This is a genomic window from Nocardia sp. bgisy134 (assembly GCF_057708325.1).
Window position 1 is genome coordinate 179,998 of record NZ_JBYIRW010000002.1, and the last position, 24,191, is coordinate 204,188.

Annotated in this window: 23 protein-coding genes and 1 tRNA gene; 14 read left to right on the forward strand and 10 right to left on the reverse strand. The window is 68.5% G+C overall.

All coding sequences use genetic code 11. The features are described from left to right. Positions 1-55: 55 nt before the first annotated feature. Complete coding sequence (locus tag AC3ERS_RS04825; RefSeq protein WP_431963892.1) at positions 56-496, reverse strand: MarR family winged helix-turn-helix transcriptional regulator; 441 nt, start codon at positions 494-496, stop codon at positions 56-58. A 51-nt stretch (positions 497-547) separates the two neighbouring features. Between AC3ERS_RS04825 and AC3ERS_RS04830 the strand changes: the two genes are divergently transcribed. Continuing rightward, positions 548-1,186 carry a TIGR03086 family metal-binding protein gene (locus AC3ERS_RS04830; RefSeq protein ID WP_431963894.1) on the forward strand — a complete coding sequence of 213 codons (639 nt, stop codon included), beginning with the start codon at positions 548-550 and terminating at the stop codon, positions 1,184-1,186. Positions 1,187-1,239: 53 nt separating this feature from the next. On the opposite strand, the gene AC3ERS_RS04835 is transcribed toward AC3ERS_RS04830, so the two are convergent. The 3 genes from AC3ERS_RS04835 to AC3ERS_RS04845 all read right to left on the reverse strand — a co-directional run bounded on the left by AC3ERS_RS04835 (position 1,240) and on the right by AC3ERS_RS04845 (position 4,767). Next, on the reverse strand, positions 1,240-2,007 hold the full coding sequence (locus AC3ERS_RS04835; RefSeq protein WP_431963896.1) for an RluA family pseudouridine synthase: 768 nt from the start codon (positions 2,005-2,007) through the stop codon (positions 1,240-1,242). A gap of 104 nt (positions 2,008-2,111) precedes the next feature. Further along, positions 2,112-3,113: an adenylate/guanylate cyclase domain-containing protein gene (locus tag AC3ERS_RS04840; RefSeq protein WP_431964525.1), complete on the reverse strand. Its 1,002-nt coding sequence runs from the start codon at positions 3,111-3,113 to the stop codon at positions 2,112-2,114. A 193-nt stretch (positions 3,114-3,306) separates the two neighbouring features. Then, the gene (locus tag AC3ERS_RS04845; RefSeq protein WP_431963898.1) at positions 3,307-4,767 is read right to left on the reverse strand and encodes an aminotransferase class I/II-fold pyridoxal phosphate-dependent enzyme; all 1,461 of its coding nucleotides are present in this window, start codon (positions 4,765-4,767) and stop codon (positions 3,307-3,309) included. Positions 4,768-5,266: 499 nt separating this feature from the next. Between AC3ERS_RS04845 and AC3ERS_RS04850 the strand changes: the two genes are divergently transcribed. The 8 genes from AC3ERS_RS04850 to AC3ERS_RS04885 all read left to right on the forward strand — a co-directional run bounded on the left by AC3ERS_RS04850 (position 5,267) and on the right by AC3ERS_RS04885 (position 11,986). Beyond that, positions 5,267-5,833 (forward strand): isochorismatase family protein, encoded by a 567-nt coding sequence (locus AC3ERS_RS04850; protein ID WP_431963900.1) that lies wholly within the window; start codon positions 5,267-5,269, stop codon positions 5,831-5,833. A gap of 141 nt (positions 5,834-5,974) precedes the next feature. Further along, on the forward strand, positions 5,975-6,700 hold the full coding sequence (locus AC3ERS_RS04855) for a ParA family protein (protein WP_431963902.1): 726 nt from the start codon (positions 5,975-5,977) through the stop codon (positions 6,698-6,700). Between the two features lie 344 nt (positions 6,701-7,044). Further along, positions 7,045-7,776 (forward strand): hypothetical protein, encoded by a 732-nt coding sequence (locus AC3ERS_RS04860; protein WP_431963904.1) that lies wholly within the window; start codon positions 7,045-7,047, stop codon positions 7,774-7,776. A 293-nt stretch (positions 7,777-8,069) separates the two neighbouring features. Continuing rightward, complete coding sequence (locus AC3ERS_RS04865; RefSeq protein ID WP_431963906.1) at positions 8,070-9,212, forward strand: C40 family peptidase; 1,143 nt, start codon at positions 8,070-8,072, stop codon at positions 9,210-9,212. A 117-nt stretch (positions 9,213-9,329) separates the two neighbouring features. Continuing rightward, complete coding sequence (locus tag AC3ERS_RS04870) at positions 9,330-10,163, forward strand: DUF1542 domain-containing protein (protein WP_431963908.1); 834 nt, start codon at positions 9,330-9,332, stop codon at positions 10,161-10,163. A gap of 111 nt (positions 10,164-10,274) precedes the next feature. After that, positions 10,275-10,347, forward strand: a tRNA-Arg gene (locus AC3ERS_RS04875). 434 nt (positions 10,348-10,781) lie between these two features. Further along, the gene (locus tag AC3ERS_RS04880; protein WP_431963910.1) at positions 10,782-11,417 is read left to right on the forward strand and encodes a family 20 glycosylhydrolase; all 636 of its coding nucleotides are present in this window, start codon (positions 10,782-10,784) and stop codon (positions 11,415-11,417) included. Continuing rightward, on the forward strand, positions 11,309-11,986 hold the full coding sequence (locus AC3ERS_RS04885) for a hypothetical protein (protein ID WP_431963912.1): 678 nt from the start codon (positions 11,309-11,311) through the stop codon (positions 11,984-11,986). The genes AC3ERS_RS04880 and AC3ERS_RS04885 overlap by 109 nt, the downstream gene beginning before the upstream one ends. A 148-nt stretch (positions 11,987-12,134) precedes the next feature. On the opposite strand, the gene AC3ERS_RS04890 is transcribed toward AC3ERS_RS04885, so the two are convergent. Next, positions 12,135-12,734, reverse strand: coding sequence for a TetR/AcrR family transcriptional regulator (locus AC3ERS_RS04890; RefSeq protein WP_431963914.1), 600 nt, complete (start codon positions 12,732-12,734; stop codon positions 12,135-12,137). Between the two features lie 65 nt (positions 12,735-12,799). Between AC3ERS_RS04890 and AC3ERS_RS04895 the strand changes: the two genes are divergently transcribed. Together AC3ERS_RS04895 and AC3ERS_RS04900 are read left to right on the forward strand one after the other, a co-directional pair. Further along, on the forward strand, positions 12,800-13,645 hold the full coding sequence (locus AC3ERS_RS04895) for an alpha/beta fold hydrolase (protein ID WP_431963916.1): 846 nt from the start codon (positions 12,800-12,802) through the stop codon (positions 13,643-13,645). 62 nt (positions 13,646-13,707) lie between these two features. Beyond that, a complete protein-coding gene (locus AC3ERS_RS04900) occupies positions 13,708-14,913 on the forward strand; it encodes an AI-2E family transporter (RefSeq protein WP_431963918.1) in 1,206 nt (401 codons plus the stop codon). A gap of 149 nt (positions 14,914-15,062) precedes the next feature. Here the strand turns inward: AC3ERS_RS04900 and AC3ERS_RS04905 are convergent, their stop codons facing one another. The 3 genes from AC3ERS_RS04905 to AC3ERS_RS04915 form a co-directional block, all read right to left on the reverse strand. Beyond that, a complete protein-coding gene (locus tag AC3ERS_RS04905; protein WP_431963920.1) occupies positions 15,063-16,700 on the reverse strand; it encodes a long-chain fatty acid--CoA ligase in 1,638 nt (545 codons plus the stop codon). 159 nt (positions 16,701-16,859) lie between these two features. Further along, entirely contained in the window at positions 16,860-18,032 is a 1,173-nt protein-coding gene (locus AC3ERS_RS04910; protein WP_431963922.1) for a cation diffusion facilitator family transporter, read from the reverse strand. Then, entirely contained in the window at positions 18,029-18,421 is a 393-nt protein-coding gene (locus AC3ERS_RS04915) for an ArsR/SmtB family transcription factor (protein ID WP_431963924.1), read from the reverse strand. The genes AC3ERS_RS04910 and AC3ERS_RS04915 overlap by 4 nt, the downstream gene beginning before the upstream one ends. 116 nt (positions 18,422-18,537) lie before the next feature. Here AC3ERS_RS04915 and AC3ERS_RS04920 point away from each other — a divergent pair, with 116 nt between their 5' ends. Then, entirely contained in the window at positions 18,538-20,001 is a 1,464-nt protein-coding gene (locus AC3ERS_RS04920) for a flavin-containing monooxygenase (protein WP_431963927.1), read from the forward strand. Between the two features lie 66 nt (positions 20,002-20,067). Here AC3ERS_RS04920 and AC3ERS_RS04925 read toward each other — a convergent pair whose 3' ends face one another. Together AC3ERS_RS04925 and AC3ERS_RS04930 are read right to left on the reverse strand one after the other, a co-directional pair. Further along, entirely contained in the window at positions 20,068-20,460 is a 393-nt protein-coding gene (locus AC3ERS_RS04925; protein WP_431963929.1) for an SCO5389 family protein, read from the reverse strand. A 67-nt stretch (positions 20,461-20,527) separates the two neighbouring features. Continuing rightward, positions 20,528-21,574, reverse strand: a complete 1,047-nt coding sequence (locus AC3ERS_RS04930; RefSeq protein WP_431963931.1) for a nitronate monooxygenase — start codon at positions 21,572-21,574, stop codon at positions 20,528-20,530. A 288-nt stretch (positions 21,575-21,862) separates the two neighbouring features. Between AC3ERS_RS04930 and AC3ERS_RS04935 the strand changes: the two genes are divergently transcribed. After that, on the forward strand, positions 21,863-22,675 hold the full coding sequence (locus AC3ERS_RS04935; protein ID WP_431963933.1) for a M23 family metallopeptidase: 813 nt from the start codon (positions 21,863-21,865) through the stop codon (positions 22,673-22,675). Between the two features lie 280 nt (positions 22,676-22,955). Continuing rightward, complete coding sequence (locus AC3ERS_RS04940) at positions 22,956-23,939, forward strand: DNA-binding response regulator (RefSeq protein ID WP_431963936.1); 984 nt, start codon at positions 22,956-22,958, stop codon at positions 23,937-23,939. The last annotated feature ends 252 nt before the right edge of the window (positions 23,940-24,191 follow it).

The following is a 24,191-nucleotide window of genomic DNA, read 5'->3' on the forward strand; positions in this document are numbered from 1 at the left end:
CATGCTCGTTCGAAAGTGACGACGGTCACATTCGCGGGTCGGCGGCGAGACGGGCCTAGGGGTGACGTTCGGTGGTGGCGTTCGACCAGAGCGTGCGCAGAGCGCGGAGAAACGCCTGGCGATCGGCGCGGGAAAGGGCGGCGAGCGTCTCGTCCTCTCGCTCGCGGATCTCCCGCTGGGCGCGGTCGCGGAGCGCCTTGCCTTCCTCGGTGAGCGAGACCAGGTTGACGCGCCGGTCGGTGGGGTCGGGTGCGCGTTCGATGAGACCGCGCCGTTGCAGGTCGTCCAGGACGCCGATGATGCGGGTCTTGTCCGCGCCGATGGCCTTGGCCAGTGCGGCCTGCGTGTACACCGGCTCCGATTCCAGGCCGAGCAGCACTCCGTAGGCCCACATGGTGAGCCCGTTGCGTTCCAGGACGGGCAGTTCGGCCGCGACGAGGGCGCGGCCGAGCGGCACGACCATCGCGGCGAGATCGGGTCGGTCGGGGTCTGGCATGTCTAGAAAATACTTCTTGGCAGATAGTATGCCTATGCTTACGATAAGCGCATGAGTATTGATTCCGAGAGAAAAGCGAACGAATCGAACGAGCGGCTGCGGGAACTGCACGCACGGGCCGTGCGGCTGAGCGCGGGGGTCGTCGCGCGCGTCGAAGCGGGCCAGCTGTCGGCCGAGACACCTTGTGCGGGATGGGATTTGCGCGCACTGCTGGCGCACATGGCCACTCAGGACCGGGGGTTCGCGGGCGCGGCGCGTGGATCCGAGGACCCCGGTGCTTGGGAGGTGCGGCCCGCGGTGGATCCGGTGGCCGATTACCTTGCCGCTGCGGACGACGTCGTCGCGGCCTTCGCCGAGCCCGACGTCTTCGAACGCACCGTGCTCCTGCCCGAGGTCTCCAGCCATCATCGGTTTCCCGCCGCGACCGTCATCGGGTTCCACCTCGTCGACAGCGTCGTGCACGCGTGGGACGTGGCGCGTTCGATCGGCGAGACCGTCGTGCCCGACCCGGAATTGGCGCTGATGGCGCTCGAGGTCGCGGCGGCGGTCCCGGACGGTCCGGAGCGTTCCGCGCCCGGCGCCGCGTTCGCCCCGGCGCTGGCGGCGGACGATGCGGCTTCGACCATGGACCGGGTGCTGCGGCAGCTCGGGCGCGCGCCCGAGTGGACGCCGGCTTCGTTGCGCGCGTAGGTCGTTCGTTCGAGCGGATCCGCGCGGTCGTTGCCGTAGTCGGCGCGTGAACGTCAGGAGACCGTGCCGAGGAGTTCGGTCGCGCGGTCGAGGAGCTCGGCGGAATCGGGCGGGGCGACCGGCGCCCAGAAATCCGCGCCCGGCGGGGCCGCCAGGTTCAGTTCGGGCGGGGTGCGCCAGGACGCGGCGAGGCCGAGCCGCCACGAATGCAGGTGGGCGCGCGGATAGGCGCCGGACTTGTCGAAGAGCGGGTCGCCGAGGATCGGGTGCCCGATCCAGGCCAGGTGCACCCGGATCTGGTGGCGACGGCCGGTCACCGGTCGCAGCGCGAGCACCGTGTGTCGCTCGGTGCGCAACACGGTCGCGAAGCGTGTCAGCGACGGATAGTTCTTGGTGTCGAGCAGATCGGCTTCGTTCACGAACCAGCGCCCGCCCTCGGTGCGGATGCTCTCGCGTGGCGCCGCGATCCGCACCCGGTTCTTGCGGCCCACGCTCAACGGCAGATCGATGACGCCGCGCTCGGGCAGCCCGGTGGAATCGACGATCGCCAGATACGCCTTGTCCGCGGTCTGCTTGTTGAACTGCCTGGTCAGCTGGCCGTGCGCGCCCAAGTCCTTGGCCAGCAGCACCAATCCGGACGTCACCTTGTCGATCCGGTGCACCGGATACAACGTCTCACCCGCCGCCGCGGCCAGCTCCACGATGTCGGTGTCGTGCCGCTCCCCGGTAACCGAAATCCCCGCGGGCTTGTTCAACGCGAGAACCGCCTCGTCCTCGGCGATCAGGCAGCTCTCCCGCAACTGCGCCCACTCGATACCCATCCGCACGACCTTACGGACGCACCGCGATCGCGCGCCGAGCCGCTCCCACAGTCGGTCCATACGCCGCACACAGGTGTCGGCCGTGTGCGAAGTACGGCTGGGAGTCAGGCGCGGCGCAGGGCGTGGGGGCGCAGCCGGTTGAAGCCACGGACTCGAACGCTGCGCAGGTGGCGCACGTCGAATTCGGGATCGCCGCCCAGTGCCGCCGCGGCGGAGTCGTCGATCAGGACCGTGCCGGGGCGGGCCACGCCGGTCAGGCGGGAGGCGATGTTGACCACCGAGCCGTACAGATCGCCGAAGCGTTGCAGCACCGGGCCGTAGGCGAGCGCGACTCGCAGGTCCGGCGTGCCGCCGACCATCATGGTCGACTCCTGGATGGCCAGCGCGATGCGCGCGGCGGCCTGGGCGGTCTCCGCCGCGAACATCACTTCGTCGCCGACGTGCTTGATCACCCAGCCGCCGTTCTCGGTGATGGCCGCGTTCGTCGTCGACTCGAACGCCTCCAGCAGCGTCGACAGCTCGTCCGGGTGCAGGTGCCTGGTCAACCGGGTGTAGCCGACCATGTCGGCGAAGCCCACCGCCAGCTCCCGCGTGGAGTCCTCGGCGGGGGCCTCGTTGTCGAAGGAGCGGGCGAGCGCGGCGGCCAGATGGCGGCGCCACGCGTAGGTCTGCAATTCCTCGAGCACCGAGACCGTCTCCTCGGTGGCGATCCTGGCGATCTCCGCCGCGTCCGCCCTGTTCTCGCGGGTGGCGGCGGCGACTTTGGTCGAGATCTCGGCGATGACGAGATCGGCTTGCCATTCCGCCAGCCGCGCCATGGACTGACCGAGCGTGCGCGCGGCCGCGGCCTGCTGGCGCAGATCTGAGGCGGCGACCACCTTCAGGCCGCGGAAGTGCTGGACCGCGTCGACGTCGGCGTCGGTGTAGTCGACGGCGTCCGCGGGATTCTCGGGGAAGCCGAGCGCGGTCCACAGCCGCCGGGAGATCGCGGGTGACACCCCCGACCGCTCGGCCACCTCGGCGCGGTTGTACCTGCGCTCGCCCGCGAGCAGATACGACTCCACGACCGACTGGACGAGCTCGGAGATCTCGGGCTTCGACATGATCGCCACATTACGGCCAGGGCGCGCGCGAGTGGAGTCCGTCGATGCCCTGTTGGGGTACGTCGATGCCCTGTTGGGGTACGTCACAGCATCGCGCGGGGCGGGTCGTGCCGGTGCTGCGAAGATCGCCGCGACGACGCTCGCCGGTGCGGCCGGACGACGTCCGACCGGGTCGGCGGCTGCGGCGACGGCGAAATTACTCGCGTACGACGCGCACCGTCCGCAGGCTGGAATCGGCGGCGTCCGGCACGTTCATGCCCTCCTCGTGACCGGACCGCAAGTACTCCGCCACCGCTTCGTTGAGCCGCTCGCCGGGCACCACCACCGGAATGCCCGGCGGGTACGGGGTGAGCTGCTCGGCCGCGATCCGTCCCGGCGCCCTGCCGATCGGGACGATCTCGACGTCACCGAAGAACGCCTCGCGCGGCAGCTCCACCGTCTCGAGCTGGAGCTCGTCGGGCGAGGGCAATCGGATCCGCGACGGCCGGGGGTCTTTCAGCTGGTCGCGCCATGCGGCGATGCCCTCGACCAGAGCGGCGACGGTGTCCTTGTCGTCGGCCATCGACACCGTCGCGAGAACGCGGCGGTGATCGACCAGCCCCATGTCGATGCCGCGATGTTCGCGCAGCCAGTCGGCCGCGTCGTAACCCGTCGATCCCGTCGCCGAGACGTCCATCAGCACCTGGAGTCGATCCAGATCGTGCGATGCCTCGACGCCGAGCAGTTCGTCCGCCATCACGTCGATGCCCGGTATCCGGGCCAGGTCGGCGCGGGCCTGGTCCGCGACGCGCAGCGCCGCGTCGAGCAACTCGCGCCCGTGCTGCACCATCTGCCTGCGCCAGCCGTCGAGCGCGGTGTAGACCAGCACGTTCGGGCTGGTGGTCATGAGCAGGTCGGCGCACGCGCTCAGCCGCGCCGGGTCGACCAGATCCCCTTGGAGGTGGAACACCGAGCCCTGCTCGAACCCCGCGCCCATCTTGTGCACGCTCACCACGCACAGGTCGGCACCCACATCCATGGCCCAGGTGGGCAGTTCGGGATGGAACGGCAGGTGGGCGCCCCACGCCTCGTCGACGATCAACGGCTTGCCGCGCTCGTGGCAGATGCCCGCGATCCCCGCGATATCGGCGCAGGTGCCGTACGGGCTCGGGCTGACGATCAACGCGCCCGCCGCGTCGGGATTGCGCTCCCATGCTTCGCGCACCTGTTGCGGTGAGGGCGGATGCGAGAAATGCCGCTCGGCGTCCCAGCGCGGGGTGATCCAGTGCGGCCTGACGCCGGCGAAGATCAGCCCGGCGACGATCGACTTGTGGCTGTCGCGGGCCACCAGCAAACCACCGCCCTGCCCGCCTGCCACCGCCATCATCGCGGCCTTCACCGACAGCGAGCTCCCGCACGTGGAGAAGAAGGCCTTCTCGGCGCCCACCGCGTCGGCCATCAGTTTCTCGGCCTCGGCCAGGTAGCCGCCTCGGGAAAGGCGGTCGTCGAGACCGGGTCCGACCAGCACATCGGAGCGGAACGCGTCCCGCCCGATCACGTCCAGCACGCGCTCGTCGACACCGCGACCCTGTCGATGACCCGGCGGAGTGAACCCGTACCGGCCCGAACGGTGATACGCGGCGAGTGCGTCCACCAGGGGAGCTCGTGAGTGGTCCATGGTCGGGAGCTACCCGCTGCCCAGTCGGCTAATCTCCGGCTGACCTGGGGGAGCGCGTGCCCCGACGGGGTATATGACCCCTCGTGCGCTGCTCGGCCTGCCGACGTTGGGCGCTGGTGGTGCCCAGCAATGGTCGCAGAGTCGGTGCGGTCGTCGGTGTCGCACACGTCCTCGCACCGCAGGCCGCGAAAAGGGGGCAGCGGACGTTGAGCGCAGGTGGCGCCCGACGACAGCGATCGGAGCTGCGACTGCCGTTCAGGCAGCGGCGCTGACTTCCTTGGTTTCTAAATATAAAGTGGCACAACATATTTCATGAGAATCTCGGCGCAGATTCGTGGTCGCCGACCTGCTCCTCGCGTTCGTCGCGGAGCGTCACGCCCGGCGTGCCGATGGCGGAAAGTCGACGTATGAGGGGACTTGACCCATGCGATAGGGTTGAAAAAATTGTGAGTTTTGCTAACTAGATGGCTTCTCGCGGAAGTCGCCGAGAGGATTCGCAGTGCCGGTCGTCAGCTTCGACAACACCGCGTTGGTTCTGATCGATCTCCAGCGCGGCGTGCTCGAGCGGCCGACGGTACGTCCCGTGCGCGACGTGCTGCGACAGAGCGTCCGCCTCGCCGAGGCATTCCGCGCCAACCGGTTGCCGGTCGTGGTGGTGCGCGTGGAGTGGTCCGAGGACAGCGGCGATCTGCCGCCCGCCGCCTGCGATCGGCCCGGCCCGGCCGCCGCCCCTCGCCCGCCCTTCGCGGAGATCCCGGCCGAGCTGGTCGACCTTGCCGACCTGTTCATCACCAAACGGCACTGGGGCGCGTTCACCGGCACCGAGCTCGATCTCCAGCTGCGCCGCCGCCGCATCGACCGGCTGGTGCTCGCGGGCATCGCCACCAGCATCGGCGTGGAGTCGACCGCGCGCTCGGCGTGGGAGCACAACTACGAGCTGGTGTTCGCCGAGGATGCGACCACCGACACCGACGAGGCCTCGCACCTGCATTCCTTCACGAAGATTTTCCCGCGCCTCGGGCGTGTCAGTTCGACCGAGCAGATTCTCACCGCACTGGGCGCCTGACCGGCCGTCCGGCCGCTGTGTCCAATTGGACACGGTCGCGGCGCCGAAAAAGACGCGTCGCAATCAACGGTAATTCGCTTGCGCTGTGCAAGACTCGTTCCGCCAGAGTTTCTTGCACTCCTCACACTCGGAGGACTGTCCATGACGAATTCTGTTGCGCCTCTCGAACTGCCCAAACCCTTGGTGATCACGTTGGGGAATCTGAAGGGCGGTGTCGGAAAAACAACTTCGGCCTTCTTCCTGGCCTCTTATTTCGCCAGAGTGCACGAGCTGCGGGTGCTGGTCATCGACGCGGACCCGCTCAGCCAGACGGGATATTCCTGGTATCGCAGGCTGCTCAAAGGGCAGGTCGCGGTGCCGTTCGAATTGATCGCCTTTCCGTCCCGGCACGTCGACGACTGCATCCACGACAATGCCCACAAATTCGACGTCGTCATCGTGGATGCCGGCGGCGAGTCGGCCGAGATATTCAAGGCGGCCATTCCGGTCAGTGACGAACTCCTGTTGCTGACCAGCGTGAGTCCCTCGGAGGTCAAGCGCGTCCCGAGTACCTATCAGGCCGCCGCGGAGGCCGCCGCCGGACACGACCGGGAAATCCGGGTGCGCGTGCTGATGACCAAGGTGCCGGTCACCATGAAGAACGGCGTGAACGTCTCCACCGAATACCGTACGCAGCGCGGCAATTTGGAAGACGCCGGATACGACGTGTTCGGCGCGTATCTGAGCGCGTGGAAGTGGTATCGCGAGGCCGCGGACGGTGAGGTCGGCGAGGGCGCCGAGAACCCGATCGCGGATCTCGGCGAATATCAGCAGGTCGGCGATGAATTGGTCGCCCCGTACCGACTAGCGGTGGAGGTGTCGGCCTGATGCCTCCGCAGCGTAGAAAAGGGTCCATCGGCGGGGCCGCGAATCCGTTGTCCGACAGCGCCGAACACACGCCGCCGGTCTCGCCGTTGCGAGACGCCGAATGGCGGTCCGAGCGGGCACGGCCGGTCACGGAGGAGTTCCCGCAGGGTACCGAGCCGTCCCGGCCGGCTGTCGCGGATCCGCAGCCACTCCGCCAGTCCGCGCCTGCACAGGTGGAGACGCAAGCGACGCGTTCGGCCGCGTCGGCCCCGGTCGAGACACAAGCGACGCGGCCGGTCGCGCCGGCCCCGGCAGAGGCGCGAGTGACGCCGCCGGTCGCGCCCGTCCCGGCGGGAGCGCAAGCGATGCCGCCGGGGACGCAGGCGGTGCGCCAGGTTGTCGCGAATCCGAGCCCGAGCGGGACGGAACAGCTGGCTGACGTGCTCACCATGCCGCTGCCCACGGCGGGCGAAGGTCCGCTGAACCGGCGCGAACAAGAGCAGCTCAGCGCGTGCGAGTCCTCGATCGACTCGCTGCGCATCGCGTTCTGGGCCGCGGGTCGCGCGTTGCAGATCGTCCGGGACGGCCGCCTCTATCGTGACAGCCACCCCACCTTCGACGACTACGTCGAGCAGCGCTGGGACATGCAGCGCTCTTACGCGCACAAGCTGATTCGCGCGTGGCCGCTTGCCGCCCGGCTGTACCCCGTCGCGCCGACGATCAACGAGGGGCAGGTGCGCGAACTGCTCCCGGTGGCCGCGGAACACGGCGAGGACGCGGCGGTGACCGTGTACACCACCGTCGCGGGCGGTCCCGGCGGCAAAGTCACGGCGGGCAAGCTGCGCGAGGCGATCGCGCTGCTGCCCGATCGCTACGACGAGGCCCTGGTGATCGCGCGGTTGCAGGCGTGGCTGCGCGGGGAACTGACCGCGGGCGGTCATCGGCCCGCCGATCTGTTCTCCACCATGGAATCGCGGCTGGTCGCGCTGAGCAGGCGGGTCGTCAAGGGTTCCAGCGGCGATCCGGCCGCGGCCCGCGAATTCGCGGCTCGATTGCGCACGCTCGCCGAACAAATCGAGGAGCAGATCACCGCCTGACTTCCTCGCGAAAACGGCGCCCCGCTACGGAGAAATTCCGGGCGGGGCGCCATCGTATTTTCGAAAAGTAGAATTCGTGGAATTTGGTTATTATTTTGTTATCATAAAATGTCGTGTTGGTGCTTGCGGCCTTTGTTCTCCGGCGCAAGATGGATTCTCGGATCCGCTGGACTGAACACCGTGATGTTTTTCGAATCGAATTCGAAGGTCTAGGTGACGTCCTGCCCGCCAGTAATTGCGGCGCCGCATGGCAGAGCCGAGAGCCTTCGATATGAGCATCGGAGGACCGCATCATGGCATCAACCGCTGAGGGTCGATATTCGCGCTTCCTACGTCGCGCGATTTTCTGGGGCCTGGCCGCCGCGGCGGCAATCGGCGCCCTGCTCGTGGGCGCCGGACAGGCTTCGGCCAAGCCGGTCGCAATTCCCGGCATCGGCGTTTTCGAAGTTCCGGACGCGATTCCGGTACCGCCCGCTTTCACCGAATTCGATTATCCCGATATTCGAGTACGCCCATCCCAGGTTGTCCCCGCTGTCATCGACGAGCCCGCTGCCGTCGACATGCCGGTCGTGGTGGACGTTCCGGCTGCTATCGATGTTCCGGCCGTCGTGAGCGTTCCGGCTGCTATCGATGTTCCGGCCGTCGTGAACGTTCCGGCCGCGGTCGATGTTGCGACCGCCGTGGAGATTCCGGCCGGGATGGATGTCTCGGCCGCCGTGAGTGTTCCGGTCGCCACGGATGTTTCAGCGGCTGTGGACCATCCGGCCGTCGTGGATCTTCCGGCGATCTTCGGTATTTCCCTTGTCGACATCGCGCGCATGACGCAGATGGCAGAGTCGTTGCTGCCGGTGACACATGCTCCCGCGATCGCGGGTCCCCCCGAGGTGGTGTACACGGCCCCGCTGGCGGTGATCGAATTCGCGGCGACTCCACCGGCTCCGCAGACCGCGGCGGCTCCGCAGGCTCCGGCGAGCACGACGCCGTCGACGCCCATCGATCTGCTGCGCGCCCATCTCCCGTTCCTGGCCGGACTGCTCGAACCGGTGCTGCCCGCACCGTTCGCGGTTCCCAAGCCTCCGGTCGTCGAGCATCCGTCCCCCGGCGCCATCGCGGTCGAGGCCGCGCGCGCCAAGATCGGCTCCGACTACAGCATGGGCGCGACGGGACCTGACGTCTTCGACTGCTCCGGTTTGGTGCAGTGGTCCTACGAGCAGGCGGGTGTGGACGTGCCGCGCACGAGCTACCAGCAGTTGTCCTCGGGTATGCCGATCTCCCAGGAGGAACTCGAGCCGGGTGATGTCGTGTCCTTCTACGGTGGCGGCCACTCCGGTCTGTACGCCGGGGACGGTCAGGTGATCCACGCCTCGACGTACGGTACGGGCGTCGTGATGTCGCCGATGTCCTCGATGCCCTACGCGGGCGCCCGCCGATACTGATGGTCGCCTGGTGGCTCGGCTTGTGGGCACTGCGGAGTTTGGACGCTCAGCCCGGCAGCAGCAAGCCGTCAGTAAACTCGGAATCGGGGCCTACCGTGTACGGAAGGCGGACGGACAATGGAGTGGCTGCTGGTTTTGATCGTGGTCGTGGCCGTGGCGATCTTGCTGCTCATGCGTGGTCGAGAGGGCAAGCAGCGGACGCAGACCGAGCTGGCCGACGCGCTCGCCGACGCCCGTCAGGTGAACGAGCGGCTCGCGGGTCAGATCTACCACCTGAGCGCCAGCAACGATGCGGCGAAACAAGCCCTCGTGGACGCCTCGGAGCGGTACGCCGCCGCGGGGTCGCAGCTCGACCAGGCCGCCACGCCCGCCCAGGCCCGGCTGGCGAAACAGACTGCGCTAGAAGGTCTCTACTACATCCGCGCCGCACGTTCCGCGATGGGCATGGATCCGGGCCCCTCGATCCCCGAGCTCGACGGCCAGGCCGTGTCCGGACGAGTGAGCGAGGATCGGGTGATCGCCTTCGAGGGCAGAGAGATCGCCGCGTCACCCAACCCGTCCTCGGCCACGCCGAACTACTATCCCGGCGGACGCGTCGCCGGACGGCCGGTGCCCGCGGGCTGGTATTCCGAACCCTGGTGGAAGCCGGCGCTCATCGGCGGCGCGTGGGGGCTCGGCTCCGCGCTCTTGTTCACCTCGCTGTTCGCGGGAATGTCGGGCGTGGGGTACGGAGCGCAAGGGTTCGAGAGTGGTTACGGCGAGGGATATCAGGACGGAGTCGCGGCGGGCGAGGGTGACGCGGGCGGCGACTGGGGTTCGGATACCGCTCCGTACGACGGCGGTGGCTACGACGGTGGTTACGACGGGGGCGGCTACGGCGGTGGCTACGACGGCGGCGGTTACGACGGCGGTGGGGGCTTCGATGGGGGAGGTTTCGACGGCGGGTTCTGAGCGCGGAGCCCGGCGTGCGGGTGGGCCGATCACCACCCGACATCCGCACGATCGGCACGATGCTGTCCCTGAGCGCCTCACCCGGTAGACTGCGACAGTCCCACCAAACCGGCCTTCGTAGCTCAGGGGATAGAGCACCGCTCTCCTAAAGCGGGTGTCGCAGGTTCGAATCCTGCCGAGGGCACTTCATTCGCTCGGCGAGCCGTGCTCGCGGGGTGCGTTTGCCGGGGGCTCATTTCGTCTGTTTTGTGGGGGTGCAACCCCCACGCCCCGCCCGGCGGGCTTCGCCCCCGGACCCCCTTGTGTTGGTCGGGTTTGGTTCTATGTGAGCAGCTGCGTTGGGTTTGGGTTTCCGAGGGTTTCTCGAAACGGTGCTGGGGGCGGTGGTTCGTTGGGAGACGCTGTTCGACAGGTGAACCTTGCGGTGCACGGGTGCCTATGGATCGGGGTGGCGGGCGATGGTGTGGGGCGGGCGATACAGGTGGGGGTACGGAGGGGCTTCGGTGCGTTGGGGGTGTTGGGTTCGGTAATCCGCAGTACGCTGCTGGGCGTCTCGGGGGCGGCGTTCAATTGAGGCGGCGGGTGGGTTCGCGGGGTCGCTGTCGGAGGGTGATGCGCATGGTGAATCGCAGGGGGTTCTTCGGGTTCGGGCTGGGGGTTGCGGCGTTGCCGGTGGTCGGTGTTGCGCGGGCGGAGCCGGGTGGGGAAGCGTGGTCGGTGGGGCGGCGGGGGGTGTTGATCGATGTGGGGCGCAAGCACTTCGGGATGCCGTGGTTGCTGCGGTTCGTCGCGTATATGGCGAATCTCGGGCTCAACGAGTTGCACTTCCACTTCTCCGAGAACGAGTCCGTTCGGATCGTGAGTGATCGGTATCCGGAGATCAACGGTGGTGTGCAGTATTCGAAGGCCGAGATCGGCGAGTTCATGCGGTTTGCGGCGGGGCGGGGAGTCGCGGTGATTCCGGATTTCGATATGCCCGGTCATATGGGTGCGGCGTTGCGGCCGCATCCGGAGTTTCAGCTGCGCAACAGGTTCGGCGTGCCGCTGGCCAGCGCGCTCGACATCACCGGCGAGGCCGCGCTGAGATACGCGGAGGGGCTGGTCGAGGAGTATGCGGAGGTGTTCGCGGACGCGACGCGGTGGGGATGGGGTTCGACGAGTTTCTCGGCGTTGTCTCGATCGAGCAGTTGTATTCGAATCTGGACGACCGGGCGCGGGAGTTGTTCGGTCCCGACGCCACTCAGCACGATTTGACCACCAGCGTCGCGAATCGGTTCGGGCGCAAGCTGAAATCCCTTGGTTTCGACGTGAGCGTGTGGACTGACGGCATGCTGAAAAGCCATGTGGTGCAGTTGGATTCGGATATCGAAGTGCACTGTTGGACGCATTGGTCACCCGGGCACGCGCGCGTGCGGCAGTTCGTCGACGCCGGGCACCGACTGGTGAATTTCAACGACCGGCAGCTCTACTACGCGCTCGGCAACACGCTGGTCTACCCGTACCCGACAGCTCGCAGTATTCTCGAAAGTCGTTGGACCCCAGGAGAATTCAGTCCAATGCTACCGGTTTCGCAGCCCAGTCCGATCCCGCCCGCGCTGGCCGGGCGACAGGCGATCGAAGGTCCGCCCTATCCGGACTACCTGGAAGGCGCGGTGTTCTCCATCTGGTGCGACAACCCGACGGTGCAGACCGAGGACGAGGTCTTCCTCGGCGTGAAAGAGCCGCTCGCGGCATTCGCGCTGCGCTGCAAGGACCCGCACTACGACGGAACCGTGGCGGACGTCCGAACCGTCGCGGAGCATGCCAGCGCCCACCTGCCGTAGCCGCCACCCGCGCCGCGGGGCGCCGCCCGAGTAGCGACGCCGGACTGTCACAAAGGCTTCAGATGCGCCGCATAGGCACCGCGTATGTGGCGGGTATCGAACGTGTGTGAGGTGGAAGCTGCGGGCGGGCTGCGGCGGTCATGGTGGTCTACCGCGCCTGGGTTACGTCGCGAGCTCCGGCCAGCAACTCCACCACCCGCGCTCCCATTGCGCGAGCGGCGGAATGCAGTGGTTCTGCCGTGCGCAGCGTCCTGCTCAGCACGAATGCCCCCTCCAGTGCGCTGAGGATCGCCAGGATCAGATCGCGGGCCGCGGTGGGTTCGACGCCGCGGCGGACGAAGTAGTCCGTTCCTTGCTCGACCCAATCTCCGATGACCTCCGCCGCGACCTCGCGCAGGGCGGGCTCGCTGTCCGCGATCTCGCCTGCGACGGTGCCGACGGGGCACATGTTGATCCAGCCGGTCTGCTCGATCTGTTCGGCGGCGGCGGCGAAGGCCGCTGGCACCGCCGCGCGGAGGTCGTCGTGCGGATCCATGAGCAGGGGGAGCAGCTGGATGTAGGCGGCGCCGGAGGTGCGCAGGGCGGCGGCGGCGATCTGCGGCTTGCCCGCGGGGAAGTGGTGGTAGAGCGAGCCCATCGGCGCGCCCGCCGCCACGGTGACCTGTTTGACGCTGGTGCCGCTGTAGCCCCGGGTGCGCAGGAGTTCCGCCATGGCCGTGACGAGGCGATCGCGGGTACTTGTTGACATTTTCTCGGTCACCGTTCCAGACTAGAGCAAACACTCTAGAGCGAACGCTCGAATGGAGGAATTCGATGCCGATCGTCGACCTTCCCGCTGGTCAGGTGCACTATGTCGAACGTGGCGATGGGCCGCCGGTGGTGCTGCTGCACGGCTTGTTGATGAATCACACGGTGTGGGACACGGTGCTCGACCGGTTGCCCGCGGGTTTCCGGTACGTGCTGCCCGATCTGCCGCTCGGCGCGCATCCGATCCCGCTGAAACCGGGCGTCGACCTGAGCCTGCGCGGGCTGAATCAGCTCATCGCGGACTTTCTCGCCGCGCTCGATCTGCGCGATGTCACCCTGGTGCACAGCGACTGGGGCGGCGGGCTGTTCCTCACCGCCTACGGCCTCGACGAGCGCGTCGGCAGGCTGGTCGTGCTGCCGTGCGAGGCCTTCGACAACTTTCCGCCCGGCCTGCCCGGCAAGATGGCCGTGGTCGCGACCGCGATGCCGGGCGGGATATCGCTGGCGCTGCGGCAATTACGCGTGCGGTGGCTGCGCTCCTCGCCGCTGTTGTTCGGGTGGATGGCGCGCAGGCCGCTACCCGACGACCTGGTGCGCGGCTGGACCGAACCCGGCTTGCGCGACGAACTCATCCGCCGCGACCTGCTCGCCTACACCAAGTCCGGTTTCCCGAAAGCCGAGCTCATCGCCAACACCGCAGCGCTGCGCCGCTTCTCGGGTGACGCGCTGATCCTGTGGTCGGCCGCGGGCAAGGTGATGCCGCGCGAGCACGGCCGCAGGCTGGCCGAGTTGATCCCACGCGCCCGCCTGATCGAGATCGAGGACGCCTACGTGCTGTCCATGCTCGATCGACCCGACGCGGTCGGCGCGGCCATCTCGGAGTTTCTGACCGGCGACCGAGCGCAGCGGTAGCACCCCGATCCGGCCGCGGGTCGTAACCGCGAATTCGCGGCGGGATCGACCACACTGGGCTCGTGGCCGCCCACCCGCCCGACGCCGAGCCGGGTCCCGAGGCATCGGAGCCCACCGGCTCCGAGGTCGGGGCGCGCGAGGAGCAGCCCCAGGTCACCGACCGCAGGCGAATGCCACCGTGGGTGCCGAGGGCGCTGGTGCTGGCCTTCCTGCTGCTCGGCGCGTTCCAGTTGCTCGACTGGGCGGCGCACCGGCTGATCGGGTTGTTCGTCGTGCTGTTCGTGGCGTTCTTCGTCTCGCTGGCGATGGAACCGGCGGTGGACAGCCTGGCCGCGCGCGGCATGTCCCGCGGGCTCGGCACCGCGGTGGTCTTCGTGCTGGTGTTCTTGTTCGCCGCCGGCTTCGTCGTGGCGCTCGGCACGCTGCTGGTGGAGACCGTCCACGACCTGGTGATCGAACTGCCGCGGCTGGTGAACGACTCGGTCGACTGGGTGAATCGCACCTTCCACCAGGACTTCACCCTCGATCAACTGCGCGGCCAGCTGACCGAGGACACCGACACGCTCACGGGATACGCCGAGCACGCCGCGGGCCACGTGTGGGGTCTGTCCGCCACGATCGTCGGCGGACTGGCCAAGGTGCTGCTCATCGCGCTGTTCAGTATTTATCTCACCGCGGGCGGGCCGAAGCTGCGGCACTCGCTGTGCTCGCTGCTGCCGCCTGCCAAGCAGGACGCGGTGCTGCACGCCTGGGATCTCGCCATCCAGAAAACCGGCGGCTACCTCTACTCCCGCGCGCTGCTCGCGGTGATCTCCGCGGTCGCGCACGGCATCTTCCTCGCGGTGCTCGGCGTGCCCAACGCCATCGCCATGGGGGTCTGGTTCGGCGTGGTCGCCTCGTTCGTGCCGACCGTCGGAACGTATCTGGCAGGGGCGCTGCCGGTGCTGGTCGCGCTCACGATCCGGCCGCTGGACGCGGTCTGGGTGATTCTGTTCGTCATCGTCTACCAGCAGCTACAGGACTACGTCCTGCAACCGAAGCTGACCGCGCGCACCGTGGACGTCAATCCGGCCGTCGCGCTGCTCGCCGTGCTGGCGGGCGGTGCGTTGCTCGGAGCGGTGGGTGCGCTGCTCGCCATCCCGGCCATCGCCACGGTGCAGTCGTTCGTGAGCCTGTACCTGAAACGCTATGAGGTGACCGAGGATCCGCGCATCGACCGGGCGCAGGCCAAGCGGGCGCGCCGTGCGGGGACCGATCCCACCTCCTGACAGTGTGAGGCCCGATCGCGGTGGCGCGCAACGAGTCCGGCTCCGATCGGCGTGCGGATCGACCGCACTGGCGCGCACCGAGGCCGGGCTGCCCGACCGCACGAAGCCCAGCCGCGGCGCCGCGCACCGCGGCCGGGCTTCGCGGACGCTCAGGAGAGCGTGGTGACAGTCAGGTCGCCGTCGGCGTACTGGGCGCGCAGGCGCTTCTTGTCGAACTTGCCGACGCTGGTCTTGGGCACCTCGGCGATGAACGTCCACCGCTCGGGCAGCTGCCACTTGGCGAACTTGTCGGCGAGGAAGTCGCGCAGGTCCTCGGCCTTGGCCTCGGTGCCCTCCTTCAGCACGATCGCCACCAGCGGCCGCTCGTCCCACTTCTCGTCGGGCACGCCGATGACGGCGGCCTCGGCGACCGACGGGTGACCCATGACGGCGTTCTCCAGGTCCACCGAGGAGATCCACTCACCGCCGGACTTGATGACGTCCTTGGAGCGGTCGACCAGGGTGAGGTAGCCGTTGGGGCTGATCTTGCCGACGTCGCCGGTGCGCAGCCAGCCGTCGTCGAACTTGTCCGGGTCGATGACCGCGCCGTCGGGGGAGTAGTAGGAGCCGGTGATCCACGGACCGCGAACCTCCAGCTCGCCCAGCGATTCTCCGTCGTTGGGCACCACGCTGCCGTCGTCGCCGACCAGCCGCGCCTGCACGCTGGCGGGGAAACGGCCCTGGGTGTAGCGGTATTCCCATTCCTCCTCACCGGTGACGCCGGTGGGCGGGTGCGCGACGCTGCCCAGCGGCGAGGTCTCGGTCATGCCCCAGGCGTGCAGGATGCGCACGCCGTGCTGCTCCTGGAAGGCGCGCATCATCGAGGGCGGCACCGCCGAACCGCCGACGACCGCGGTGCGCAGGTGCGAGATGTCCTGCGGCTTGGCCGCCAGACCCGCGAGCACGCCGCCCCAGATGGTCGGCACGGCCGCGGCGAAGGTCGGCTGCTGGTCGGCCATCATCTCCAGCAGCGGGCCCGGCTGGAGGAAGCGGTCGGGCATCAGCACATTCGCGCCCGACATCAGCGCGGCGTAGGGCAGGCCCCAGGCGTTGGCGTGGAACAGCGGCACGATGGCCAGCACGTTGTCGGACCCGGTGAAGCCCATGCCCATCGGCGAGCAGACCTGCATGGCGTGCAGCCAGTTGGAGCGGTGCGAGTACACCACGCCCTTCGGGTCGCCGGTGGTGCCCGAGGTGTAACACATTGCCGCGGCGGACTGTTCGTCGATCACCGGGAAATCGAAGGTGTCCGGCTGGGCGGCGAGCAGCTCGGTGTAGGAGTGCACCTGCACGCCCTCGGGGGCCTGCAACGCGGACGCGTCGCCGTTGGCGACGATGACGTGGCGCACCGTCTTCAGGTTCGGCAGGTACTGCGCGAACATCGGCACCAGGGTGCCGTCCACGATGACCACCTGGTCCTCGGCGTGATTGGCCACGTAGACCAGCTGCTCGGGGAAGAGGCGGATGTTGAGCGCGTGCAGCACCGCGCCCATGGCGGGCACGGCGATGTAGGCGACCATGTGCTCGTTGTTGTTCCACATGAAGGTGCCGACCCGGTCGCCGACGCCGATGCCGAACCCGCGCAGCGCATTCGCCAGTCGAGCCGACTCGGCGCCCAGTTCGCGGTAGGTCATGGTCCGCACGCCGGTGCCGGTCCAGGTGGACACCGTGCTGTCGCCCTGGAAGGTCGCGGCGTACTTCAAGAGCGTCGCCAGCGAGAGCGGCTCGTCCTGCATGGTGCTCAACATCGGTAACTCCTTCATCCTCAGTGGCCGGCATGAGCCACGTCACAGCGGCGATGCTACCGAAAGGTAGTCACACCGCGACCGGCCAGAACCCAAATCGAAAACGGGGGCGTCCGCCCTCAGTTTCCCCAGGTCAGCGCGGCAACCGAAAAGCTAAAGCTGTCAATGGTTGTGGGCCGGATATGCGTGCACCAGGGCGGTGTCCAGCTTCGGTACGGCATGCGTGAGGGTGTGCTCGGCCTCGTGCGCGAGGCGGTGCGCGTCGGCCAGTGTGATGGTCGGCACAACATCGATCTCGACGTCCGCGTGCAGCCGGTGCCCGATCCAGCGCATGCGCAGACTGCGCACCCCCTCGACACCGGGCTCGGCCGCGAGCGCCCGCTCCGCGTCCGCCACCAGAGCCGGTTCGACCCCGTCCATCAGCCGGTGGAAGACATCGCGCGCCGCGGTGCGCAACACGGCCAGAATGGCCAGCGTGATCACCAGGCCGATGATCGGATCGGCCTGCGGGAAGCCCATCGCCACCCCGGCCGCGCCGAGCAGCACGGCGAGCGAGGTGAATCCGTCGGTGCGCGCGTGCAATCCGTCGGCGACCAGCGCCGCCGACCCGATGCGCCGCCCGACCCGGATTCGGTAGAGCGCCACGATCTCGTTGCCGAGGAAGCCGATCAGCCCGGCCAGCGCGACCCAGCCCAGGTGATCGATCGGCACCGGATGGATGAGTCTGCGCACCGCCTCGTACCCCGCGATCAGCGCCGAGAGCGCGATCATCGCGACGACGAAGAGCCCGGCGAGATCCTCGGCCCGGCCGAAACCGTAGGTGTAGCGACGCGTGGCCGCCCGGCGGCCGAGCGCGAACGCGATCCACAGCGGGACCGCGGTGAGCGCGTCGGAGAAGTTGTGGATGGTGTCGGCGGCCAGCGCCACCGATCCGGAGATCACGACGACGAGAACCTGGAGCGCGGCGGTGAGGCCGAGCACCGCGAGGCTGATCTTGACGGCTCGGATGCCGACCGCGCTGGCCTCGAGCGCGTCATCGATGCTGTCGGCGGCGTCGTGGCTGTGCGGAGCGAAGATCTCACGGAGGATGCCGCGCAGGCCGCCCGGGTGGTCGTGGTCGTGCGTATGCCCGTGCCCGTGCCCGTGCCCGTGCCCGTGCCCGTGCCCGTGCGCGTGGTCGTGCCCGTGCTCGTTCTCGTGGTTGTGGTTGTGGTCGTGCGTATGACCGTGGTCGTGGGTGTGCCCGTGGTCGTTCTCGGGCTCCCGATCGGAGCTGCGGCCGATCAGGTCGGAGGATGAATGCCGATGTCCCCCCGGTCGTTTCGTATGGCTCACGGCGTCGCTCGATTCCGCTCCGGCAGTTCGAGCACCGCGCCCGCGCCGCGGTGGTGCGCCGGGATGCCCGGTCCGGCGTGCTCGGCGTTGTAGACCGCGTCCACCACCAGCTGGCGGACGTGCTCGTTCTCCAGGCTGTAGAAGATCGTGGTGCCCGCCCTGCGCGTGCGCACCAGACGCGCCATGCGCAGCTTGGCCAGATGCTGGGAGACCGACGGTGCGGGTTTGCCCGCCTGTCCGGCCAGATCATTCACCGACAGTTCGCGATCCACCAGCGCCCACAGGATCTGCACCCGGGTCGGGTCGGCCAGCATGCGGAAGACCTCGACGACCAGCCGGACTTGGTCCTCGGCGATCGGAGGCCGCAGTGGCTGACTATCTGCATTCATACGCAGATAATAGAACATGGGAACGGCGGTGGGTATGGCTGCGGTATGGCCGGAAATGTGGATTAGGTGACCGCTGATGCCTCGGTGGTGGTCGCCGCCGACCTTAGTCTCGAAGCATGTCAACGCCGTCCATCATCATCATCGGAGCCGGATTCGCGGGGCTCGGCATGGCGCTCGAGCTGCGGCGCGCCGGGCTGGCGAACTTCACCATCCTGGAGCGGGCCGCCGATCTCGGTGGGGTCTGGCGGGAGAACACCTATCCCGGCGCCGCGTGCGATGTGCCCTCACCGCTGTACTCGTGGTCCTACGAGCCCAAATCCGATTGGCCGCGGCGCTTTTCCGAGCAGCGCGACATCCACGACTACATGCGCGGAGTCGCCGACAAGCACGACCTGGTCCGCTACATCCGCTTCGGCACCGAGGTCACCGACGCCGAATTCGACGAGCGCACCGGGCGCTGGCGGATCGACATCGCCGATGGAACGGAGTTGAGCGCGGACATTCTGATCCCCGCGGTCGGCCAGCTGTCCCGGCCCGCGCTGCCGAACCTGCCCGGCATCGACACCTTCACCGGAGCCGCCTTCCACTCCGCCGAGTGGAATCACGAGATCGACCTGACCGGCAAGCGGGTGGCCTGTATCGGCACCGGAGCCAGTGCGATCCAGTACATTCCGCGCATCCAGCCGAAGGTCGCGCACCTCACGCTGTTCCAGCGTTCGGCGGCCTGGGTGCTGCCCAAGCCCGACGTGGAGTACAGCGCGCTGCATCACGCGCTGTTCAAGCACTTTCCGCCGAGCCGGTGGGCCGAGCGGTTCGCGATCTGGTCGTTCTTCGAGGCGCTCGCGCTCGCGCTGACCGACATCCCGGCCATCAAGACTCCGGTGATCGCGCTGGCCGACCGGCATCGCGAAAAGCAGGTGCCCGACCCGGAATTGCGCGCGAAGCTGACCCCCGACTACGCCGCTGGGTGCAAGCGCGGCCTGTTCTCCAACGAGTACTTTCCCGCGCTCGCCCAGCCGAACGTCACCGTGGAGACGATGGCGATCGAGGCCGTCACGCCGACCGGCATCCGCACCGTCGACGGCGTCGAGCATCCGGTCGACGTGATCGTCTACGGCACGGGTTTCAAGGGCACCGAATTCCTCGCCCCGATGAACATCTACGGTGTCGGCGGCCGCAAGCTCGCCGATGTGTGGGGCGACGCGGGAGCTCGCGCCTACCTCGGCCTCTCGGTTCCGCACTTCCCGAATCTGTTCATGATGTACGGCCCCAACACCAATGTCGGCTCGGGATCGATCATCTACATGCTCGAATCCCAGGCCCGCTACATCCGGCAGGTGGTGGAGTACCTGACCGAGCGCCCCGGCCGCTACCTCGCCGCCCGCGCGAAGGTCGAACAGGACTGGGACGACTGGCTACAGCGCAGGCTGAAGGACACTCCGTGGAACTTCTGCTCCAGCTGGTACCGCAACGCGGCGGGCCGCATCACCAACAACTGGCCCGGCGCCACGGTCCTCTACCGCTGGAAGACAAGGACTTTCGACCCGTCCGATTACGACGTGGCCCGCGCCGCCGACTGACACACGACTCGCCCCCGTCCGGTCGGCCCCTGCACCGACCGGACGGAGGCGAGTCGTCGGCCGTGATCAGCAGTTGCGCAGCTCCGGGCTCTGGTTGAGCAGCTGAGCCCTGGTGCCGATGAAGGTGGTGTAGGTCTCTCCGCCGACCGCTGCCACCGGGAAGGCCGCCACCCGGTGGCAGTTCTGGAAGGCGAGCTTCACGCCGAAGTGCCGCTCCAAGCCGCCGCGGATCGCGTCCGAGGCGAGTGCGCGCAGCAGCTGGCCGCGGGCCACCTCGTCCGGCGGCGGCACCACGTTGTCGGCGAATTCGGCGGTGCCCGAATTCAATTCACCGACCACCCGGCTCACGACTTCCCAGGCGTAGGGCAGCGAGTTCCGGACGCATTCGACGAAATCGGCGTCGTCGATCTCGCCGCGTTCGGCGCGTTCCAACAGGGCGGCAGGTACGTCGAGGGACATGGCGCTCTCCTCCGTGAGATGGGGTGGATGGCGTGCGATGCCCCCGAAGTCTAATCGAAAGTGGTTGTCAACAATCCTGGATTCGTCGCGAAAGTGCCGACTCCAGAGCGGTTTTCGTCGCGGCGGCCAGCTCGGCGACCAGTTCGCGAGCCGGTAGCTCGGGCGTCAGCGCCTGGGTTTGGCCAGCCCACAGGTTCACTTCCTCCGGGTTGCCCGCGGCTCGCGCGGCGGCCCGCAATGGCGCTGTCGCGTAGTGGATTTCCGGGTACGCGGCAGGCGCTGTCGCGCTGTGCTCGGCCATGAACTCGTTGCGCAGGCCGCGGGCGCGGCGTCCGGTGAAGGCGCGGGTGAGCATGGTGGGCGCTTCGCTCGGCACGGCCGCGCGGTGCACCGGGTTGGTGCCTGCCTCCGGGCAGCGCAGGAACGCGGTGCCCAACTGCGCGGCGGACGCGCCCGCCGCGAGCGCGGCGGCGATGCCCGCGCCGGTGGCGATCCCACCCGCGGCGACGATCGGCCGGTCGACCGCGGCGGTGAGCAGTTGCAGCAGGGCGAGCAGGCCGAGCGGATCGACCGCGTCGTCGGCGACGCGATCGACGAAGGTGGCGCGATGGCCGCCCGCTTCGGCGCCCTGGGCGATCAGCATGTCGGCGCCCGCGGCCACCGCGATCTCGGCCTCCGCGACCGAGGTGACGGTCACCCAGACTTCGGTGCCCACCGCGTGCAGCCGGTTCACCTCGGCGGCGGTGGGACAGCCGAAGGTGGTGGTGACGACCGCGACCGGCGTCTCGACGAGCAGATCGAGCTTGGCGTCCCAGTCGTCGGTGTCGTGCTCGGCCGCGCCGAGCTGATGTCCGGCGCCGAGCTCGGTGAGGTAGTCCGTGTAGTCGGCGGGCGGGGTCGGCGGTCCCGGAGCGAAGAGGTTCACGCCGAGCGGCGCGTCGGTGAGTGCGCGGGTCGCGGCGATTCGGCCGGCGGTGTCGGCAGCGCTCAGGTAACCGGCGGCCAGGACGCCCAGTCCGCCCGCCTCGGCGACCGCGGCGGTCAGCTCTGGAGTGGAGGGGCCGCCCGCCATGGGAGCGAGCACGATCGGGACGCGCAATTCATCGATGATCACGGCCCAAGTCTCGCCCATCGAGACCAGTTATCCAGCTCTCACCTGCGATTTCACAATCGAAGGTTGCGAAATGGTCACGACGGGGTAGAGTTCCCGTCACAACGGATGCCGAAACGTTACAAAGTTCGGCCACCGGGAAATTCGAACCCTCGGACATCGCGGGATTCGGCCGGACCGGTAGCAACGCTCGCGACGCAGCGGCCTTCGTTCACCAATGTAGTCGGACGCTAGGACGAAGCTTTGTCGCAGCACCGGGTAGGCCCCAGTTCCATTACTGTCGAGAGCCTCATGGGCGATGGCGTGGCGGGTCGGCCGACGCGGCACCGCGCCGAGTCGTCCCAGGCCGAGCGGGTCCGGGCGGCCGCGGGCGCGGCTGTCGCCGCAGGCGCCCTGATCGGCGGCGTCGCCCAGATCGCTCCGGCCATCGCCAACGCCTCGCCGCTGGCGCCCTCGCGCGACGCCGACCACAACGCGGACGAGATCACCTTCCGGGGCACCGCCGACATCCAGAACGTCGCGGCGGCCAAGCAGGTCGCGGCGCCGGTCGCCGAGGCCGCCCCCGCGCCGCAGGCCGCCCCCGTGGCCGCGCCGGGCGCCGCCCCCTTCGGCTTCAACAACCTGCCGCCCGAGATCGCGGGCCCGCTGGCCCAGGTCGAGGACATCCTCAAGGGCGTGCACCAGCAGGTTGCCCCCGCACCCGCGGTGCGCCCGGTCGCAGGCGCGATCAGCTCCGGATACGGCAGCCGCTGGGGCGAGTTCCACTACGGCATCGACTTCGCCGATCAGCTCGGCGCGCCGATCCACTCCGTCAGCAACGGCACCGTGATCGAGGCGGGCCCCGCGTCCGGCTTCGGCCTGTGGGTGCGGGTGCTGCAGGACGACGGCACCACCGCCGTCTACGGCCATGTCAACGACATGTTCGTGAGCGAGGGCCAGCGGGTTCGCGCGGGCGACGTGATCGCCTCCGTCGGCAACCGCGGCCAGTCCACCGGCCCGCACCTGCACCTGGAGATCTGGGACCAGAACGGCGCCAAGATCGACCCGATGCCGTATCTCGCGGCCAAGGGCGTCCCGATGCACTGGGGCCCGTCCGCGCACTGATCCCGTTGCCCGGCTTGAAGTTTCCCCTTCACGCGACGGATTGCCTTCCGGCAGTGCCGGTTGGGCGTACCTTGGCATTCGCTCCAGCCATGCGCACGCTCTCGGCGGACATGCGTCCGACTGCGACCGTAAAGCGTACCACGGCCTGCACTTCGGCCATGTGCGGACTATTCCCGGACATCTGTCCGACGGCGCCAGTCAGGCGTACCTCCGCCTTCGCTCCGGCTATGCGCGGACTTTCGACGGACACCCCTCCGATTGCGCCGGTTAGGCTCGGGCCGTGACCGAGCTGGGCGATATCTTCGAGCCAGGATCACCGCACGGGCGCACCTACGCCGTGCTGGTGCACCATCCCCGATCCGGCCTGGCCGATATCGCGCGCTATCTCGACGTGTCGCCGGAAGAGGCCGCCGCCACGCTGGAGATCCTGTGCGCGATGCAGGCCGCCGTCCGGCTCGAGGATTCCGAGGGTGGACCGATCTGGGACGCGCACGCCCCGGAATCGTTGTCGGAGGCCGAGGCTCGGCGCCGCCAGCACGAGATCAACCAGATGCACGCCGCCGCCGCGCGGCTCAGCGAGACGTTCCGCTCGGTGCGACGGTCGCCGCGCGGCAACGGTTCGATGGTTCCGGTCTTCGAACGCTTGGAGATGCTGGCCGATTTCGAGGAGATGCAGAACTCGGCGCGCCACTCGGTCAAGATCATCGAACGCGGCCCCTATCTCAGCGACATCGAGCGCGAGAACCAGCAATACCTGTTGAAGCGGGCCAGGATCGGCGAGGGCATCCGCTACCAGACCCTCTACCAGGACACGATCTACCAGGACGCGGAGCGACTACGGCACGCGCTGTCCACCAATGCCAGCGGGGCGCAGGCGCGGACGCTGCCCGAACCGCCGTTCAAGCTGATCATCGTCGACGACGAGCGCGCCAACCTGGTGCTGCACGCCGACGAACGCCGCCCCGACCCGATGGGCTTGCGCTTCACCGCATCTCCCGCGCTGCGGCTGCTGGTGCGCACCTTCGACGTGCTGTGGTCGCTGGCCGCGCCGATCTCGGTGAACCCTTCCGCCGACGAACTCGACGACCGCGACAAGGCGATCCTCACCCTCATGGGCCTCGGCGCCACCGACGACACGATTGCCCGCAGACTCGGCATGTCCCGGCGGACGGTGGTGCGCCGCACCGCGCGCCTGCTGGAGCGACTCGGCGCGAGCACCCGATTCCAGGCGGGCGTGCAGGCCACCCGCCGCGGATGGCTGTGAGCTGAAACACTAATTGTTCAGCGGGACTCGTGGTTTCGCACCACGTCCACCCCGGGACCGATGGTTGCGGGCGGCTATCAGCATCGGCGCGGCGTCCACGCTCGCGAAGGCGGGCCGATCGGTCTGCGTAAATTGGTCTGCGGCACGGGGCCGCGGTTCAAGGGCCCAACTGTAGGGTTGGGGACGGTTCGACGGCGTGGTCGGACGGCCCTCGCGATGCGAGAGGTGAAAGTACTCGATGGATGGAGCCCG

What these genes read in the sequence shown, in the direction of transcription:
- AC3ERS_RS04825 (WP_431963892.1), bottom strand. Translation starts at nt 496, where the DNA reads ATGCCAGACCCCGACCGACCCGATCTCGCCGCGATGGTCGTGCCGCTC.
- AC3ERS_RS04830 (WP_431963894.1), top strand. Translation starts at nt 548, where the DNA reads ATGAGTATTGATTCCGAGAGAAAAGCGAACGAATCGAACGAGCGGCTG.
- AC3ERS_RS04835 (WP_431963896.1), bottom strand. Translation starts at nt 2,007, where the DNA reads ATGGGTATCGAGTGGGCGCAGTTGCGGGAGAGCTGCCTGATCGCCGAG.
- AC3ERS_RS04845 (WP_431963898.1), bottom strand. Translation starts at nt 4,767, where the DNA reads ATGGACCACTCACGAGCTCCCCTGGTGGACGCACTCGCCGCGTATCAC.
- AC3ERS_RS04855 (WP_431963902.1), top strand. Translation starts at nt 5,975, where the DNA reads ATGACGAATTCTGTTGCGCCTCTCGAACTGCCCAAACCCTTGGTGATC.
- AC3ERS_RS04860 (WP_431963904.1), top strand. Translation starts at nt 7,045, where the DNA reads ATGCCGCCGGGGACGCAGGCGGTGCGCCAGGTTGTCGCGAATCCGAGC.
- AC3ERS_RS04865 (WP_431963906.1), top strand. Translation starts at nt 8,070, where the DNA reads ATGGCATCAACCGCTGAGGGTCGATATTCGCGCTTCCTACGTCGCGCG.
- AC3ERS_RS04870 (WP_431963908.1), top strand. Translation starts at nt 9,330, where the DNA reads ATGGAGTGGCTGCTGGTTTTGATCGTGGTCGTGGCCGTGGCGATCTTG.
- AC3ERS_RS04880 (WP_431963910.1), top strand. Translation starts at nt 10,782, where the DNA reads ATGGTGAATCGCAGGGGGTTCTTCGGGTTCGGGCTGGGGGTTGCGGCG.
- AC3ERS_RS04885 (WP_431963912.1), top strand. Translation starts at nt 11,309, where the DNA reads ATGGGGTTCGACGAGTTTCTCGGCGTTGTCTCGATCGAGCAGTTGTAT.
- AC3ERS_RS04890 (WP_431963914.1), bottom strand. Translation starts at nt 12,734, where the DNA reads ATGTCAACAAGTACCCGCGATCGCCTCGTCACGGCCATGGCGGAACTC.
- AC3ERS_RS04895 (WP_431963916.1), top strand. Translation starts at nt 12,800, where the DNA reads ATGCCGATCGTCGACCTTCCCGCTGGTCAGGTGCACTATGTCGAACGT.
- AC3ERS_RS04905 (WP_431963920.1), bottom strand. Translation starts at nt 16,700, where the DNA reads ATGTTGAGCACCATGCAGGACGAGCCGCTCTCGCTGGCGACGCTCTTG.
- AC3ERS_RS04915 (WP_431963924.1), bottom strand. Translation starts at nt 18,421, where the DNA reads ATGAATGCAGATAGTCAGCCACTGCGGCCTCCGATCGCCGAGGACCAA.
- AC3ERS_RS04920 (WP_431963927.1), top strand. Translation starts at nt 18,538, where the DNA reads ATGTCAACGCCGTCCATCATCATCATCGGAGCCGGATTCGCGGGGCTC.
- AC3ERS_RS04925 (WP_431963929.1), bottom strand. Translation starts at nt 20,460, where the DNA reads ATGTCCCTCGACGTACCTGCCGCCCTGTTGGAACGCGCCGAACGCGGC.
- AC3ERS_RS04935 (WP_431963933.1), top strand. Translation starts at nt 21,863, where the DNA reads ATGGGCGATGGCGTGGCGGGTCGGCCGACGCGGCACCGCGCCGAGTCG.